Source organism: Isoptericola sp. NPDC060257 (assembly GCF_042726645.1).
Classification (GTDB): Bacteria; Actinomycetota; Actinomycetes; order Actinomycetales; family Cellulomonadaceae; genus Isoptericola; species Isoptericola nanjingensis.
This window is the reverse complement of the sequence record NZ_JBHXAW010000079.1, coordinates 1-15,822: the sequence shown is the minus strand read 5'-3', so window position 1 is coordinate 15,822 and position 15,822 is coordinate 1. Positions and strand designations below refer to the sequence as shown.

Sequence of the window (15,822 nt, the reverse complement as noted above, 5' to 3'; positions counted from 1 at the left end):
GATGCAGGGCTCCCGCGCCGTCATGCGCACCGCCCGCCGCACCTTCGGCGGGGACGCCGCCGTCATGTACTCCCGCGCCTGCTACCGCGGCGACCGGTACAGCGTGTTCGTGCCCCTGCGCGAGGCGCGGCCCACGCTCGTCCCCCGCACCCGGTCCACCGACCCCGGCACCGACGCCGGCCGCGCCGTCCAGCCTTCCGCACCCCCCGGACGCATCCCCGAAGGGAGCCCCCGATGAGCACGCCCGACCCCGACGCGCAGCTCGCCGCCTCGATCCTCGCCGGTCTCGGCGGGGTGGAGAACATCGAGGAGATCGACCCGTGCACGACCCGGCTGCGGTCCCTCGTCAAGGACCCGGCGCTCGTCGACGCCGCGCTGCTCAAGCGCGCCGGGGCCTTCGGCGTGATGATCAACGGGCGGGTCGTGCAGGTGGTCGTCGGCCCCCGCGTCGACACGATCGCGTCCGACCTCGCCGAGCTCATGTGAGCCAGGCCCCGCACCCACCGACCCCCGGAATCTCCACCCGGACCCACCAAGGAGCATCATGAGCAAGGCACAGCAGATCCTCGACGCGCTCGGCGGCGACGACAACATCATCGACCTCGAGCCGTGCATCACCCGGCTCCGTGTCGAGGTCGAGGACCCCGCCAAGGTGATCGACGCCGACCTCACGAAGGCGGGCGCCATCGCGGTCGTGCGCTCAGGAGTCGCCATCCAGGTCATCGTCGGCCCCGAGGCCGACACCCTCGCCTCCGACATCGAGGACCTGCGCTGATGACGGCGCTGACCGTCCTCGCGCCCGTCACCGGCACCGTCGTCGACGTGTCCGAGGTGGACGACCCGGTGTTCGCCGCCGGCCTCGTCGGCCCCGGCCTCGCGATCGAGCCCGACGGCGTCCGCGGGGCCGAGGCGGTCGCACCCATCACCGGGACGATCGTCAAGCTGCACCCGCACGCGTTCGTCGTCCAGCACGACGACGGCCGCGCCGTGCTCGTGCACCTCGGCATCGACACCGTCAAGCTCGGCGGCGAGGGCTTCACCACCCACGCGTCCGAGGGCGACGTCGTGCAGCGCGGCACGGTGCTGGTCACCTGGGACCCGGCGGCGGTGCGCGCCGGCGGCAAGTCCGCCGTCTGCCCCGTCGTCGCGCTCGAGGCCACGCCCGACGCCGTCGACCACCTCGCGCAGGTCGGCACGATGGTCGAGCACGGCGAGGACCTGCTCACCTGGGGCTGAGTCACCGGCCGGGGTAGCTCGACGAATCCAGGGCTACCTCGGCACGAGGGTGACGCCCAGCGCCTCGAGGACGGCGTCGACCGGGTTGCAGTAGGTCAGCCCCGAGCCGTCGGCACCGCCGGTCTCGGAGCCGGCGAACAGCAGGCCGAGCGCGACGCCGTCCTCGCGGTAGACGAGCGAGCCGGAGTCGCCGCCGCGCGAGAACGTGCCACCGGTGCCCTCCACCTCGATCTGGTTGTCGAAGGACAGCGCGCCGAGCTCGTCGCCGTACCCGACGACGACGTCGTCCATCTCGATGGCCGTGACCCGGCCCTGCGTGTGCGCCGTGGTGCGCCCGATCTTCGCGACCACCTCGTCGCCCGCCGCCACGGCGGTGGTGGTCACCGCGCCCACCGGGTACGTCGGGTCGATCTCGATCCCGTCGTCCACGAGGGCGAGCGCGGCGTCCACGGTGGCCGGCGCGCCGGGCGTCAGCGGCACCACCTGCGCGAGGGTGCCGACCCGGTCCCCGGGAGCGCGGCCGCCGTCGGCCGGGCCGGGCTGCACGACGACGTCGCCGACCTGCGCGGACGGCGATCCCGCGAGCACGTGGAAGTTGGACAGCACGTAGCGCGCGCCCTCCTCGCCGGACTTGACCACGAACGCGCCGAGCGTGCCCGCGGTGACGTCCACGTGCGCGACCGAGACCCCGGGCCGCAGGGGCCGCACCCTGTCCGTCTCCCCGAGGGCGCGCGCCGTGGCGACGGGCGGGCGGGCCTGCGCGCCGAGCGTCCGGATGCGTCCGGTACGCCGGACGTCGACGGCGTCGCCCGCCTCGGCGGCCAGCTTGCGCACGAACGACCGCGCCGTCGGGACCCCGAGCCGGTAGCGGACCGCGATGCCGTACGCGCCGTCGCCCTGGGGCGCGAGACCCAGCGACAGGGTGGGCGCGCGCACCACGTCCGCGGGAGTCGCGTCGTCGCCGACCGCGTACGGGCTGGCGGGCACGCCGTGCCGTTCGGCCAGGTCACGGGCGAAGTCGGTGAGCTGTGCCTTGGTCTCGCGCGCCTGGGTGAGGTCCATGCGGCGAGTCTGGTGCAGACCTGTGACACACCCGATGTCACAAACCGGCGAGTCGGACATCTCTCCCTGACGTGAGACCCGCACCAACCCTGCTCTCGCCCGACTTCGACGACGTCCGACGCGCCCTCTCCTGGGCGCTCGACCACGACCTGCACGCGCTCCTCGAGCACCGCCAGGTCGCCCACCTCGGCAAGGCCGCCCGGCGGCGCGCCGACACCCTCCTCGTGCTGCGCTGGCAGCGCGCCGCCGCCCGCTGCCCGGGGCTGCTGGGCTGACCGTCGCCCGGCGGTCCTGCGCGGCCGGTCAGGCGCGCAGCAGGCGCCCGACGCCGAGCCGTCGACCCCGGGCGGTGACGAGCGCTGCCAGCGCCAGACCGCCCAGCCCCCACAGCACCAGCAGGGTCACCCCCATCCCGAGGCCGCCGGCCGCAGGCACCACCACCGCCGTCAGGGCGTCGCGCGCGGCCCCGATCGGCAGCGCGTCGACCAGCCCCTGCAGCACGGCGGGCACGGTCGCGACGACGCCCGTCGCGATGAGCAGGACGGCGATCAGCAGGCTGATGCCGCGCCCCAGGTTGCCGAGCCAGCCGAGGAAGCCCTGGTGCACGGCGACGAACGCCACCGACGCGACCGCCCCCACGAGGATCGACCCGACCCATCCCCCCGCGTCGAGCTTCTCGACCGCCGCGAGGATCACGCCGATCAGCGCGCCCGTCCCCGCGCCGACCGCGGCCGGCAGCCAGAACGCCGACAGCGCGAGGCGCACCGAGTCGCGCGTGGAGCCCAGGGCCCGCGCCGCGACCGGCGGGAACACCGTCATGAGGGCCAGCGCTCCGAGCCACAGCGCGACCACCGCGAACAGCGGGCCCGACGCCCCCGTGCTGATGCCCGAGGCCGACGGCGCCGCTACCGGCTCCGCGACCACCGACGCGAGCGTCTTGCGCTCGTCGTCCGTGTACGTCGGGATCTGGTTCTTCGCGTCGTCGAGGCCGGAGGCCAGGTCGCCCGCGCCCGACGCGAGCTGGCCCACGCCGCCCGCCAGGTCGCCGGCGCCGGAGGCGATGCCCTCGGTGCCGGTGGCGAGCTGGTCCGCGCCGCCGCCGAGCTCGCCCACGCCGGAGGCCAGCCCCTGCGTGCCGGTGGCGAGCTCGCCCGCCCCGCCCGCGAGGGTGGAGGCCCCGGTGCTCAGCGAGCCCAGGCCGTCGGCGAGGCCGCGGGCGCCCTTCGCGAGGTCGCCCGCGCCGGACGCCGTCTCCTCCATGCCGCCGGCCAGGCCGTCGGCCCCCTCGGACAGGTCGCCGACGCCGCCCGAGAGCTTGCCGAGGCCGGTCGCCATCGCCTGGTTGCCGTCCGCGACCTGCCGGGCGCCATCCTGCAGCTGCCCGAGCTGGCCTGTCTGCTCGGCGAGGCCCGCCTGGGCGTCCTCGATCTGCGCGCACGCGTCGGCGCTCTGGCCCGCGAGCGCCTTGCCGAGCTCCTCGAGCTGTTCGGGCGTCAACAGGTCCTGGAGCTGCGGCGGGAGCAGCTCCCCCGGCGTGCCGTCGCAGCCGAGCCGGTCGGCCAGGTCCGTCAGCGCGTCGCCCGCCGTGCCGGCCGCACCCGTGAGGCTGCCGACCAGCTCGTCGACGCCGTCCGCGACGCCGGCCGAGCCGTCGGCCAGCTGCTGCGCCTGCTTCGGCAAGGCGGAGACGCCGGGCTGCTCGGGAGTGCCCTCGTACAGCAGCGCCAGGCCGTCGGAGAGGTCCCTCGCGCCCGCGGCGAGTCCCTTCGTCCCCGCGGCGAGGTCCTCGACCCCGCTCGCGATGCCGTCCGCGCCCGAGGCGCTCTGCGAGACGCCGCCCGCGAGCTGGCTCGCGCCTCCGGCCAGGTCGTCCGCGCCCGAGGCGAGCTGGTCCGCCCCGGTCCCGAGCTCGCCCACGCCCGAGGCGAGGTCGCCCGCGCCGTCGGCCACCTGCCCCGCGCCGTCGGCCAGCTGGTCGGCGCCGTCCTCCGTCTGGCCCGCGCCGTCGGCGAGCTGCACGGCGCCGTCCTGCGCCTGGCCGATGCCGTCGGAGAGGTCGTTGAAGCCGACGAGCACGTTGTCGACGTAGGTCTCGGTGAGCGTGCTCGACATGACGGACGTCGCGGTGGCGGCGACGACGCGGGCGAGCGCGTCGTCGGCCACGCGGCCACCGGGCGGGGTGCTGACGTCGATGGTGGCCTGGCGTGCCTCGGACGGGTCGTCGTTCCCGTACGACGTGGCGGCCGCGGAGAAGTCCTCCGGGATGGTCACGACGGCGGCGTAGGTGCCGTTCGCGAGGCCGTCCGCCGCCGACTCCTCGTCGGTGATCGTCCAGTCGAAGTTCGTCGCGTCCTCGGCGGGCTGCGCGGCCTTCGCGCCCTCGGCGGTCTCGCCGCCGCTGACCAGGCCGGACGCGAGCTGGCGGCCCAGCGGCACGGTCTGCCCCTGGACCTCGACCGGCTCGTCGAGGTTGACGATGGCCGCCGGCACCTGGTCGAGCCGGTCCTGCGGGTTCCACAGCGCGGCGAGCAGCAGCCCGAGCACCATGATCGGCAGCAGCGCGACGGCGGCGATGCGCCAGGGGTCGCGGCGCGCCCGGGTGGCGATGGTCGGGGCGGTCATGCCCGCACCTCCTGCACGTGGGTGTCACCCTCGATGGGGTTGTCGATCTCGTCGGTGGCCGCGCGGTCGGGTTCCGCGGGCACGGGGGCGTGCGCGTCGCCGGGCGCGGGGGGTGGCACGTCCGCCCCGGTGAGCGCGCTCGGCGCGCCCCAGCCGGCGCCGACGTCGAGCACGGCGACCTCGCGGCCCGTGCCGTCGTCGAGCAGGTCGGTCGCCGCGACGCCGCTGGCGCCCAGCAGCACCGCCGTCCCACCGCGCTGCGCCCGGGCGAGCGCGGCGGCGAGCGCCTCGCGGGCCGGACGGTCGGCGACGGCGTCGGTACGGTCCACGACCACGACCCGGGCGCCGTCGCGCACCGCGGCGTCGACCGTCGCGGCGGGTCGGCCGTGCTCCGCGAGGGCGTCGACGACGGCGACGCGGCCGCGCACCGTCATCGCGCGCTCGGGCAGCACCAGGCCGGTGACCTTCACGGCGCCCGCGTCGGGCGCCATCCGCCCGGCGAGGGCGAGCAGCAGCGCGGACACGGGGGCCGCGGCGTCGCCGTGCACGCACAGGGCACCACCGTCGGGCACGCGCACGCTGACGGGACCGACCACCGGAGCCGGCGAGCCGTCGGGCCCCGCGACCTCGAGGTCGCGCGCGGCGACGGCGTCCGTCGCGTCCGGCTCGGGCCACGACGCGAGCCGCAGCTCCTTCGTGAGGCCCTCGCCCTCGACGTCGAACGTGGGCAGGACGCGGTCGAGCCAGCGCGGCATGTGCCAGGCCCGGTCGCCCAGGAGATGGAGCACGGCGGGCACGAGCGTCATGCGCACGACGAACGCGTCCACGAGCACGCCGACCGCGAGGCCGAGAGCGATGGGTTTGAGGGTCATGTCGCCCTCGGGCACGAACGCGACGAAGACGGCGAACATGATGACCGCGGCGGCGGTGACGACCTTGGCCGAGCCGAGGAAGCCGGTGCGCACGGCGCGGCGCGCGTCGCCGCCGTGCACGTAGTCCTCCCGGATGCGGGAGACGAGGAAGACCTCGTAGTCCATCGCCAGGCCGAACAGCACCCCCATGAGGATGATCGGCATGAAGCTGATGACAGGGCCCAGCTTGGTGACGTTGAGGGCCTCCGCGAGGACGCCGTTCTCGAACACGAGGGTCACCACGCCGAAGGCCGCGCCGACGGACAGCAGGTAGCCGAGCGAGGCCTTGATCGGCACCCAGATCGAGCGGAACACCATCGTCAGCAGCACGAGCGACAGGCCCACGACGACGAGGCCGAACGGCAGCAGCGCGGCCCCGAGCTTGTCGGAGACGTCGATGCCGACCGCGGCGAAGCCGGTGACGGACAGGTCGACGCCGTACTTCTCCAGGTAGTGGTCGTGCTGGTCGCGGATCTCGTTGACGAGGTCCTTGGTCTCCTGCGACGTCGGGCCGCCCTCGGGGACCACCTGGATGATGCCGGTGTCGGCGGACGGGTTCGGCGTGGACAGCGGGACGTCGGCGACGCCGGGCAGGTCCGCGATCTCGTCGCCGAGGTCGTCCATGAGCGTCACGGGGTCGTTGCTGGTGACGATCGAGCCGGTGACGATCAGCGGGCCGTTGAAGCCCTCGCCGAACTCCTCGCCCACCAGGTCGTAGGTGACGCGGGCGCTGTTCTCCTCCGGCAGCGTGCCGGCGTCCGGCAGGGCGAGGCGGAGGTTCGTGGCCGGCCAGGCGAGGGCGGCGATGGCGCCCACGACGAGCACGATCGTGAGGACCGGGAAGCGTGTGGCGCCGCGCACCCAGCCGTCGAAGAACCGGTTGCGGTGGACGCCGTCGGCGGGCGCGGCGGCCCGCTTGGCCTTGCCCTTCGCCTTGCCCTTCGCCTTGCGGGCGGCGCGCGGGGCGCGCGGCCGCAGCCGCTCCCCCGAGAACGACAGCAGCGCGGGCAGCAGCGTGAGCGAGACGAGGACGGCGATGCCGACCGCCACGGCGGCGGCGATGCCCATCACGGTGAGGAACGGGATGCCCGCGACGCCGAGACCCACGAGGGCGATCATCACCGTGAGGCCGGCGAAGATCACCGCGGAGCCCGCCGTCGCGGTGGCGCGCGCGATCGACTCGTCCACCCCGAGCCCGGCCGCGAGCTGCTCGCGGTGCCGGGACACGATGAACAGCGCGTAGTCGATGCCCACCGCGAGGCCGAGCATCAGCCCCAGCATCGGCGTCGTGGAGTTGATCGGGCCGAACACGGTGGCCGTGAGCAGAAGGAGCATCGACACGCCCACGCCCATGAGCGCGTTGACCAGCGGCAGGCCCGCCGCCACGAACGAGCCGAGCGTGATGATGAGGACCACGAGCGCGACGACGACGCCGATCGCCTCGATGATGCTCAGGGCCGGGAACTCGACGCTGAACAGCTCGCCACCCAGGCTGGCCTGGGACCCGGCCGGGAGCGCGGCGGCGAGGTCGTCGCTCGCGGTGCGCAGCGCGTCCTTGGTGTCCTCGGTGATGACGGACTGGTCGCCGTCGAGCTGGATCGTCAGCAGCGTGGCCGTGTCGTCGTCGTTGACCGACGCGGCCATCTGGTCGTCGTACGGGGAGGTGACGGCGGCGACCTGGTCGAGCTCACCGAGGTCGTCGACCGTGTCCTCGATGGGCCCGCGCATCGCGTCGTCGTCGATCGTGGAGCCGTCGGGCGCGACGACGATGATCTGCGCGGACGACCCGCTGACCTGCGGGAACGTGGCGGACAGGCTGTCGAGCGCGTCCTGCGACTCGGTGCCCGGGATGGTCACGGAGTTGTCGAAGCCCTGGTAGAGCAGGCCGGCCGCGCCGCCGACGACGGCGAGCACCAGCACCCAGCCGATGACGACGAGCCGCCGGGCCCGGGCGGCCCAGCGGCCGAGGGAGTACAGGACGGAGGACACAGGCTCTCCCGGGACGACGGAGCAGGGGTTCGATACGGCACTGTATCCGATGCACGAACGTATCCGATACGCCGCTGTATTGGCTAGAGTGGGCCCGGCCGGGCGCGGCGCCCGCACCGGGCCCGTACCGGCAGCATCCCGAGGAGGACCCCCTGACCACCGAGAGCGCGACTCCCGACGAGGCTACGGTCGCCCCCGAGCGCTCGCCCCGGCGCGAGCGCACCCGCGAGCGCCTGCTCGACGCCGCCTTCGAGGTGTTCGCGCAGGTGGGCGTCCAGGCCGCGTCGATCGAGGCCGTGTGCGAGGCCGCCGGTTTCACCCGGGGCGCGTTCTACTCGAACTTCGCGAGCAAGGAGGAGCTCTTCCTGGCGCTCACGGAGCGCGAGGCGCGCGGCCACCTCGGCGCCCTCGAGAAGGCGGTCACCACGGTGGACCCCGCCGCGCTGCAGACGCCGGAGGGGTTCCGCGCCACGGTGCGCGAGGTCATCGCGTCGGTGCTGCCCGACCAGGCCGCGAAGGCCTCCTGGTGCGTCATGGAGCTCGAGTTCGAGCTGCTCGCGCTGCGCGACCCGCAGATCGCCCAGCGCTACGTGGACCAGCAGCAGGTGCTCCGCGGGGAGATGATCGCCGCGCTGAACCGCGTCATGTCCGCCCTCGGCCTCCGCTTCGCCGTCGACGAGCACGTCGCCATCGACCTGCTGCTGGGCGCGCACGAGGCCGGCCAGCGCGCGGCGATGCTCCCCGCCGAGACCTCCCGCAAGGACGCCAGCGCCATGCTCGAGGTCCTCGTGGACCTCATCGTCGCGCCCGCCTGACCTCCGCCCCTGCCGCACAGGCGGTCGACGCTCAGAGGTACGCGGGCAGCTCCGGCTCGTCGCCCCGCACGTGCTCGCCGAGGAACGCCAGCACCGTCTGGTACCAGACCTTCGCGTGCTGGGGCGCGAGCACCCAGTGGTTCTCGTCGGGGAAGTACAGGAAACGGTGCGCGGTGCTGCCGTCGTCGTCCGCGGGCAGGCCGGACTCCGTGAGCAGGTCACGCCACAGCCGCAGGCCCTCCCCGATGGGCACGCGGTAGTCCTTGTCGCCGTGCACGACGAGCATCGGGGTGCGGATGTCGGCGACGGCGCGGTGCGGGCTGTTCGCCTCCGCCATCTCCGGCGTCATCTCGCGCAGCCAGTAGTAGGCCGCGTCGGTGGTGGGGCCGAACTGGTCGAGCGCCCACAGGCTGGCGTGCGTGACGATCGCGCGGAACCGGTCCGTGTGCCCGGCCACCCAGTTCGCCATGTACCCGCCGAACGACCCGCCCATCGCGGCGGTGCGGGTCGCGTCGATCTCCGGCAGGGCCTCGACGGCGTCGGTGACCGCCATGAGGTCGGTGAACGGCGCTCCGCCCCACGCGCCCCAGCCGCGCTGCACGAAGTCCTGCCCGTACCCGGTGGACAGCGCCGGGTCGGGCAGCAGGACGGCGTAGCCGCGCGCCACCATCAGCCACGGGTTCCAGCGCCAGCTCCACGCGCTCCAGGTGCTCAGCGGGCCGCCGTGGATCCACAGCAGCAGCGGCGCCGGGCTGCCCGACGACGCCCCCTCGGGCAGCGCGAGCCAGGCGCGCACGCGCGCGCCGTCCGCCGCCGTCGTCTCCACCTCGGTGAGCGTGCCGGGCAGCGCCGGGGCGGGCACCGGCCCGCGCAGCGCGTCGGCGGCGACGGGCGCGCGCTCGCCCGCCGCGCCCGTCGCGGCGAAGGCGGCGAGGTCGATCCTCACCGGCTCCGCCGGGGCGGCGTAGCTGCTGCGCAGCGCGTACAGCGCCGAGCCGTCGGGGGCCACGCGGACGTCGCTGAAGGTCGCGTCGTCGCTCGTCACGCGCTCCACCGTGACCGGCTCGCCCGCACCCGGCCCGCCGGCGCCGAACGTCAGCAGGAACACCGGGCCGCGGCCGTCCTCGTCGGCCGTGACGACCAGCCCCGAGCCGTCGGGCAGCCATGCGACCGACGACGGCCAGCGGTCCCAGTCGTCCGCGAGGATCTCCGGTCCCGCGTCGTCCACGCCGAGCGGGACGAGGCCCAGCCGCACGACCGGCGCCTGCTCCGGCGTCGTGATCGTCTCGGAGCCGAACGCGACCCACCGCCCGTCCGGCGACACCGCCGGGGCGAAGACGTCGGCGTCCGGGTCGTCGACCAGCGTGCGGCGCTCCCCCGTCGCGGTGTCGACCGCCACCAGCACGACCCGGCGTGCCGCGCCCGGGTCGGGAACCGCCCAGGTGGTGACGAGCGTGGCGCCGTCGGGCGCCAGGTCCGCCTCGTGCTCGTCGAGCTGGCGCCCCGGCCCCGTGAGCCGGCGCAGCTCGAGCCGCGCGTCCGGGTCGGTCGTGCCGAGGGAGCCGACGAACCGGCGCTCCTGGTCGGGGCCGAGGTCGTGGTCCCAGTACCGCACCGGGTAGCCGGCGTGCAGGATCGCCGAGAGCTTGCGGTCGGTGCGCTCCTTGCGCAGCGCCTCGTCCTCGGCGAGCCCCGCCGCGCCCGGGAGCACCGGCGCGGAGACGGACACGACGTCGGCGTCCCGGGCCGCGAGCACCCCGCCGACCCCGCCGGGCGCCGTCGCGACGACGCGCGCCTCCCCGCCGCCCGCGGGCAGCAGCCACAGCGCCGCCCTCGGCTCCTCGTCGTCCTTGTCCGCGTCCGGGTCCGGGCGGGCCGACGTGAAGAGCACGTCGCCCGACGCCGCGAACACCGCCGACGACTCGCCCTTGCGGCTGCGCGTCAGCCGCCGCGCCGGGGCGACGCCGGCGGGGTCCACCTCCCAGACGGCGGTCGTCCAGCCGGTGCGCTTCGCGTCCAGGGTCTGGACGGTCGTGACGAGGCGAGCACCGTCCGGGCTGAGCGCGAGCCCGCCCAGCCGCGGGAGCTCCAGGTAGCGGTCGAGGTCGTCGAAGGGCGTGGGGGCGTCGTCGTCCTGGCTCACGCGCCCGGTCTACCACAGCCCGTGCGGAGACGGGCGCCCGGGGAACACGGGATGAACGTTCGCTGAACTTGTTCGCGACGGCGTCCCCTGCGGTTGAGCGGGCGTCGCGCGATCGGGCACGGTCTGGTCGTGAGACCGTCGTCCCCCCGCGCCGCCCACCTGCCGCCGCTGCCCTCCACCGCCGACCTGGTCGTGGTCGGGGCGGGCATCGTCGGGCTCGCGCACGCCCTGGAGGCGCACGCCCGCGGGCACTCGGTGCTGGTGGTGGAGCGCGACCCGCGGCCCGACGGCGCGTCCGCCCGGCGCAGCGGGCACGTCGCCGTCACCACGCAGGACGCCGCGACCCTGTCCTGCGCGCTGGCGTCGCGCGAACGCTGGCTGAAGCTCGGCCGGGAGGCGGGCTTCTGGGTCAAGGACACGGGCGCGGTCGTCGTGGCGCGCTCCGCCGACGAGCTCGCCGTGCTGGACGACCTCGTGGCCGCCCGCGACGGCGACGCGCTGCTCCTCGACGCCGCGCAGGCCGCCGAGCGTGCCGGGCTGACGAGCGCGGGGGACGTCGTCGGTGGCGCGTTCCTCCCGCTCGACCTGCGCGTCGAGCCGCGCGACGCCCTCCGGGCGCTCGCGGCCGCGCTCGACGCCCGGCCGCGGGCCGACGTCGCCTGGTCGACGACGGCGCTCACCTTCGAGGCCGGCACGGGCCGCACGCTGGTGCGCACGTCGCGCGGCGAGGTCGTGGCGCGCCGCGTGCTGGTCGCCGTCGGGCACGACCTGGACCGGTTCTTCCCCGACGAGGCGGCGCGCGCCGGGCTGCGGCCCGACGTGCGGCAGGTGCTGCGGGTCGCGACACCGGGCCGCCGGCACGACGCCGCCGGCCCCGCCGTGCTGGGCGGGACGAGCCTGCTGCGCGACGCCGCCACGGCGCACTCCCCCGCGCTGGCGGACGTGCGCGAGCGCCTCCGCACCAGCGCCCCGGAGCTGCTCGACGCGGGCGTCCACCTCGCGTTCACCCCGCGCGGCGACACGCTGCTCCTCGGCGAGGCCCGCCGCACGGACGCCGACCGGCGCGACGACGGGGGACTCGACCGGGACCCCGAACGCTCCGAGGCCGCCGACACCCTGCTGCTGCGCGAGGCCGAGGCCCTGCTCGGGCGGCCGGTCGAGGTGCGGCGGCGCTGGTCGGTGCCCGACGTCGCGGTGCCTCGCCCGCGCCGCGGGCCGTTCGCGGGCACGCCGTTCGTCGTCGCCGACCCGGCGCCCGGCGTCACCACCGTGACCGTCGCGGACGGGCTGGGCACGACGACGGCGCTGGGCCTCGCGGCGAAGGTCGTCGACGGCCTGCTGTAGCCGGTCCCCTCGTCACGGAGCGATCGGTCGTCGTCCGCGCGGCCGACAGCGACCGAGGGCTACGTCACCCGCCCAGCCCCGCCCGGATCGCGGCGAGCGCGCGGTCGAGCTCGGCGTCGTCCACGCCGCCGAACCCGACGACGACGCCCGTGTCCTCGGCGGTGCGGCACAGGTCGGACAGCAGCGGCAGGTCGAAGCCCGCCCGCCGCGCGGCGTCGCGCGCGGACAGCGCGGCCTCCTGCGGCAGCAGCCAGGTCGAGTACATGCCGGCGGACGTCGCGGCCGGCTCCGCGTGCGGCGCCAGGACCGCGGCGACGCGGGCGGCCCGCTCGGCGTACACGCGCCGCGCCGTGCGCAGGACGGCGTCGAGCCAGCCGTCCCGCAGCAGCGTCAGCAGGGCCCGCTGCGTGGGCCACGCCGCGACGTCGTGGACGACGGCGCGCTGCCGCACCACGTCGTCGAGCAGCTCCGGGGGCGGCACCAGCCACCCGACCCGCAGCCCGGGCGGCGCGGACTTCGACGCCGAGCCGAGGTAGGCCACCCGGTCCCGGCCGAGCGCCGCCAGGGCCGGCACCGGCGCCACGTCGTAGCGCAGCTCGGAGTCGTAGTCGTCCTCGACCACCACGGCTCGCGTGGCCCGTGACGCGGCGAGCAGCGCGCGCCGGTCGTCGGCCGGCATCACCCGCCCGAGCGGGTGCTGGTGCGCGGGGGTCACGTACGCGGCGGCCAGCCCGCGCAGCGCCGCCTCGTCGTGACGTGCCTCCGCCGGCAGGTCGACGACGGCGCGGCCCGCGGCGTGCGCGGTCGCGACGGCGGCCCGGTAGCCCGGGTCCTCGATGCCCACGGGCCCCGCGGGCAGCACGACGAGCAGGTCACGGAACCCGGCGGTCGTCCCGGCGGTGACCACCACCTCGTCGGCGTCGACGACGAGGCCCCGCGTGCGAGCGAGACGCTCCGCGAGCGCCGCCCGCAGCGCGGGCAGGCCGTACGGGTCGTCGTAGCCCCGCGGGGGCGTCGTCGCCGACACCTCGCGCCACGCCCGCCGCCACCCCGCGCGGTGGCGCGGGTCGATCCACGGCTCGCCGGTGCTCAGCCGTACGAGGCCGCTGCCCGGGCCTGCGGCCCGGCGCGGCCCGGGCGCGGGGCGGGGTACGGCGTCGGCCGCGACGTACGTGCCCGCCCCGCGACGCGCGGTCAGCCACCCCTCGGCCACGAGCTGGTCGTACGCCTGCTCGGCCACGGAGCGCGCGACGCCGAGGTCCGCGGCGAGCGCGCGCGTGCTGGGGAGCCGGTCGCCGCGGCGCAGCGTGCCGCGGGACACCAGGTCGCGGACCTGGCCGGACAGCTGCGCGCCGAGCGGGTCGCGGGCGCCGCGGTCGAGGCGGACGGGGAGCGCGGGCATCGGGACTCCTTGACGGTCGGGGTGGCACGACCTGAGTGGCCTGCCGGACCTCCCGCGAAATGGCTCGTGACGACAGGCCAACCAGGGACCACGGTAGTGGCATGGACGCCCTCTCCCCCACCTCTCGGTCCACCGTGCGGCGCGGCCGGAACCGCGCGGTCGGCGACAGGGACGCGCTGCACGCCCTGCTCGCCGACGGGCTCGTCGCCCACCTCGGCGTCGACGTCGGCGAGGGCGCCGACCGGCACCCGGTCGTGCTGCCCTGTGCGTACGCCGTCGACCTCGACGGTCCCGACGACGGCGGCACGCTGTACGTGCACGGCTCGGTGGCGGCGCGCTGGCTGGTCGGGGCCACGGACGCGACCGTCTGCGTCACGGTCACCGAGCTCGACGGTCTGGTGCTGGCGCGGTCCGGCTTCCACCACTCGATGAACTACCGGTCGGCGGTCGTGATCGGCACGGCCCGCCTCGTCACGGACGACGCCGAGCGCGCCCGCGCGCTGGACGCCGTCGTCGACCACATGGCGCCCGGCCGGTCCGCGACGCTGCGCCCCGCCACCCGCAAGGAGCTCGCCGCGACGGCGGTGCTGGCCGTGCCGCTGCGTGAGGCGTCGATGAAGGCCCGCGCCGGCGCGCCCGTCGACGACCCGGCCGACGTCGCCGCGGGCGGCTGGGGCGGGCACGTCCCGGTGCAGCGCGTCGTGGGCGCCGCGGTCCCCGACGCCGACACGCGCGAGCCGGTCCCGGCGCACGTCGCCGCGCTGGCCGGCCCGTCCCGGCACCCGGTGCCGCAGCCCGCCTGACCTGGCGCGCTGCCCGTACCACCTCGGCGAGAGCCGTACCACCTCGCGGAGACTCGTGCTACCTCGCAGGGTCTCGCACTACCTCGGCGGGGTCTCGTCGTCGCGCTCGGCCATCTTGGCGAGCATGGCGTTGTACTCCTCGAGCTCGGCGTCGCCGTCGCGGTCCGCCTTGCGGTCGCGGCGGCGCGCCTCGCGCTCGTCGGACGTCGTCCACTGGATCGCGACGGCGATGGCGAGCGCGAGCGTCGGCAGCTCGCCGATGCCCCACGCGACGCCGCCGCCACGCTGCTGGTCCTCGATGGCGGGCAGGCCCCAGGGCCGGCCCATGTTGCCGAACCAGTCGGCGACGAGCAGCGAGGTGCCCGACGTGAGCACGACGCCGAAGAACGCGTGGAACGCCATCGTCGCGAAGAGCAGCAGCAGCCGCTGCGGGTACGGCGGCCGCTTCGGGCCCGGGTCGATGCCCACCAGCGCGTTGGCGAACAGGTACCCGACGAGCGTGAAGTGCACGATCATCCACACGTGCCCGGCGTGGTTGCGCAGCGCGAACTCGAACGCGGGCGTGTAGTAGAACGCGATCATGCCGCCGGCGAAGAGCACCGCGGCCACCACCGGGCGGGCGATGAACTGGCCGAACCGGGAGTGCACCAGGCCGAGCACCCACTCGCGCGGCCCGCGGCTGCCGTCCTTGCGGGCCTGGATCGCGCGCAGCAGCAGCGTGACGGGGGCGGCCAGCACGAGGAACAGCGGCACCAGCATCGCCAGGATCATGTGCTGCACCATGTGGCCGCTGAAGATCACGTGCCCGTACACGGCCGGGCCGCCGCTGGTCACCCAGAACATCACGACCATGCCCAGGCACCACGACACGGTGCGCCCCACGGGCCACGCGTCGCCGCGGCGCGCGAGCCGCCGCACCCAGCGCAGGTAGACCACGAGCCCGGCCACGCACGCGAACGCGAGCAGCGGGTCGAGGCTCCACTCGGTGAACCAGCGGCCCATGGTCGGCTCGGGCGGCAGTGCCTGGCCGGTGAGCTGGAAGGCGGGCGTGACGTCGACCGGCACCTCGTCCGGCACGGGCGGGGCGGTGGAGCCGAGCGCCACGGCGACGCCGGAGACGGCGCCGATGACGAGCAGCTCGACGGCGAGCAGCCGCCAGAACAGGCGGCGGACGGCGCCCGCGGAGCCGGCGCGGCCGAGCCGGTCCACGACCCACATCCGGTGCGCGAACCCGAACCCGCCGAGCGCCACCATGAGCAGCGCCTTGACGAGCAGCAGCACGCCGTACGGGGTGAGCAGGTCGCCCCAGGACTCCATGCGGAGCCACGCGTTGAGGATGCCGGAGACGCCCCGGGGGCGGTCGCGACGGGTATCCAGGTTCCGGCCGGGGCGCCGTACGGATCGGCGCGGACGGCGAGGATGCGGGTGGCGATTCCGGGGCTCGCGATGCCGGAGGAGTTGAGATGGTGATGATCTCGAAGCGGCCACCGGAAGT

The 15,822-nt window shown here is 75.8% G+C and carries 13 protein-coding genes and 1 pseudogene; 8 read left to right on the top strand and 6 right to left on the bottom strand.

From position 1 onward, the window contains the following. The 4 genes and pseudogenes from ACFWEK_RS08875 to ACFWEK_RS08860 all read left to right on the top strand — a co-directional run. Positions 1–238, top strand: a pseudogene (locus ACFWEK_RS08875) (hypothetical protein); the annotation flags it as partial. Next, positions 235–486: a PTS transporter subunit EIIB gene (locus ACFWEK_RS08870; protein ID WP_429765703.1), complete on the top strand. Its 252-nt coding sequence runs from the start codon at positions 235–237 to the stop codon at positions 484–486. The pseudogene ACFWEK_RS08875 and the gene ACFWEK_RS08870, both read left to right, overlap by 4 nt. A 58-nt stretch (positions 487–544) precedes the next feature. Continuing rightward, complete coding sequence (locus ACFWEK_RS08865; protein ID WP_429735428.1) at positions 545–775, top strand: PTS transporter subunit EIIB; 231 nt, start codon at positions 545–547, stop codon at positions 773–775. Next, complete coding sequence (locus ACFWEK_RS08860; RefSeq protein ID WP_430546443.1) at positions 775–1,236, top strand: PTS glucose transporter subunit IIA; 462 nt, start codon at positions 775–777, stop codon at positions 1,234–1,236. Before ACFWEK_RS08865 ends, ACFWEK_RS08860 begins: the two co-directional genes overlap by 1 nt. Before the next feature lie 33 nt (positions 1,237–1,269). Here the strand turns inward: ACFWEK_RS08860 and ACFWEK_RS08855 are convergent, their stop codons facing one another. Next, positions 1,270–2,298, bottom strand: a complete 1,029-nt coding sequence (locus tag ACFWEK_RS08855; protein ID WP_430553809.1) for a hypothetical protein — start codon at positions 2,296–2,298, stop codon at positions 1,270–1,272. 71 nt (positions 2,299–2,369) lie between these two features. On the opposite strand from ACFWEK_RS08855, the gene ACFWEK_RS08850 reads away from it, so the two are divergent. Next, a complete protein-coding gene (locus tag ACFWEK_RS08850) occupies positions 2,370–2,573 on the top strand; it encodes a hypothetical protein (protein ID WP_430546445.1) in 204 nt (67 codons plus the stop codon). A 28-nt stretch (positions 2,574–2,601) separates the two neighbouring features. Here ACFWEK_RS08850 and ACFWEK_RS08845 read toward each other — a convergent pair whose 3' ends face one another. Together ACFWEK_RS08845 and ACFWEK_RS08840 are read right to left on the bottom strand one after the other, a co-directional pair. Beyond that, entirely contained in the window at positions 2,602–4,920 is a 2,319-nt protein-coding gene (locus ACFWEK_RS08845) for a YhgE/Pip family protein (protein WP_430553808.1), read from the bottom strand. After that, positions 4,917–7,820 (bottom strand): MMPL family transporter, encoded by a 2,904-nt coding sequence (locus ACFWEK_RS08840; RefSeq protein WP_430546447.1) that lies wholly within the window; start codon positions 7,818–7,820, stop codon positions 4,917–4,919. The genes ACFWEK_RS08845 and ACFWEK_RS08840 overlap by 4 nt, the downstream gene beginning before the upstream one ends. A 266-nt stretch (positions 7,821–8,086) precedes the next feature. Between ACFWEK_RS08840 and ACFWEK_RS08835 the strand changes: the two genes are divergently transcribed. After that, a complete protein-coding gene (locus ACFWEK_RS08835; protein WP_430546448.1) occupies positions 8,087–8,635 on the top strand; it encodes a TetR/AcrR family transcriptional regulator in 549 nt (182 codons plus the stop codon). 31 nt (positions 8,636–8,666) lie between these two features. Here ACFWEK_RS08835 and ACFWEK_RS08830 read toward each other — a convergent pair whose 3' ends face one another. Beyond that, entirely contained in the window at positions 8,667–10,778 is a 2,112-nt protein-coding gene (locus ACFWEK_RS08830; RefSeq protein WP_430553807.1) for a prolyl oligopeptidase family serine peptidase, read from the bottom strand. Between the two features lie 129 nt (positions 10,779–10,907). Between ACFWEK_RS08830 and ACFWEK_RS08825 the strand changes: the two genes are divergently transcribed. Beyond that, complete coding sequence (locus ACFWEK_RS08825) at positions 10,908–12,122, top strand: FAD-dependent oxidoreductase (RefSeq protein ID WP_430553806.1); 1,215 nt, start codon at positions 10,908–10,910, stop codon at positions 12,120–12,122. A 64-nt stretch (positions 12,123–12,186) separates the two neighbouring features. On the opposite strand, the gene ACFWEK_RS08820 is transcribed toward ACFWEK_RS08825, so the two are convergent. Continuing rightward, on the bottom strand, positions 12,187–13,524 hold the full coding sequence (locus ACFWEK_RS08820) for a PLP-dependent aminotransferase family protein (RefSeq protein WP_430553805.1): 1,338 nt from the start codon (positions 13,522–13,524) through the stop codon (positions 12,187–12,189). A gap of 101 nt (positions 13,525–13,625) precedes the next feature. Here ACFWEK_RS08820 and ACFWEK_RS08815 point away from each other — a divergent pair, with 101 nt between their 5' ends. Then, a complete protein-coding gene (locus tag ACFWEK_RS08815) occupies positions 13,626–14,327 on the top strand; it encodes a pyridoxamine 5'-phosphate oxidase family protein (RefSeq protein WP_430553804.1) in 702 nt (233 codons plus the stop codon). A 78-nt stretch (positions 14,328–14,405) separates the two neighbouring features. Here ACFWEK_RS08815 and ACFWEK_RS08810 read toward each other — a convergent pair whose 3' ends face one another. Further along, positions 14,406–15,815 (bottom strand): cytochrome c oxidase assembly protein, encoded by a 1,410-nt coding sequence (locus tag ACFWEK_RS08810; RefSeq protein WP_430553810.1) that lies wholly within the window; start codon positions 15,813–15,815, stop codon positions 14,406–14,408. Positions 15,816–15,822: the final 7 nt, after the last annotated feature.

Excerpts from the sequence above, each read along its gene's own strand:
- ACFWEK_RS08870 (WP_429765703.1), top strand. The coding sequence starts at position 235 with ATGAGCACGCCCGACCCCGACGCGCAGCTCGCCGCCTCGATCCTCGCC.
- ACFWEK_RS08865 (WP_429735428.1), top strand. The coding sequence starts at position 545 with ATGAGCAAGGCACAGCAGATCCTCGACGCGCTCGGCGGCGACGACAAC.
- ACFWEK_RS08860 (WP_430546443.1), top strand. The coding sequence starts at position 775 with ATGACGGCGCTGACCGTCCTCGCGCCCGTCACCGGCACCGTCGTCGAC.
- ACFWEK_RS08855 (WP_430553809.1), bottom strand. The coding sequence starts at position 2,298 with ATGGACCTCACCCAGGCGCGCGAGACCAAGGCACAGCTCACCGACTTC.
- ACFWEK_RS08845 (WP_430553808.1), bottom strand. The coding sequence starts at position 4,920 with ATGACCGCCCCGACCATCGCCACCCGGGCGCGCCGCGACCCCTGGCGC.
- ACFWEK_RS08820 (WP_430553805.1), bottom strand. The coding sequence starts at position 13,524 with ATGCCCGCGCTCCCCGTCCGCCTCGACCGCGGCGCCCGCGACCCGCTC.
- ACFWEK_RS08815 (WP_430553804.1), top strand. The coding sequence starts at position 13,626 with ATGGACGCCCTCTCCCCCACCTCTCGGTCCACCGTGCGGCGCGGCCGG.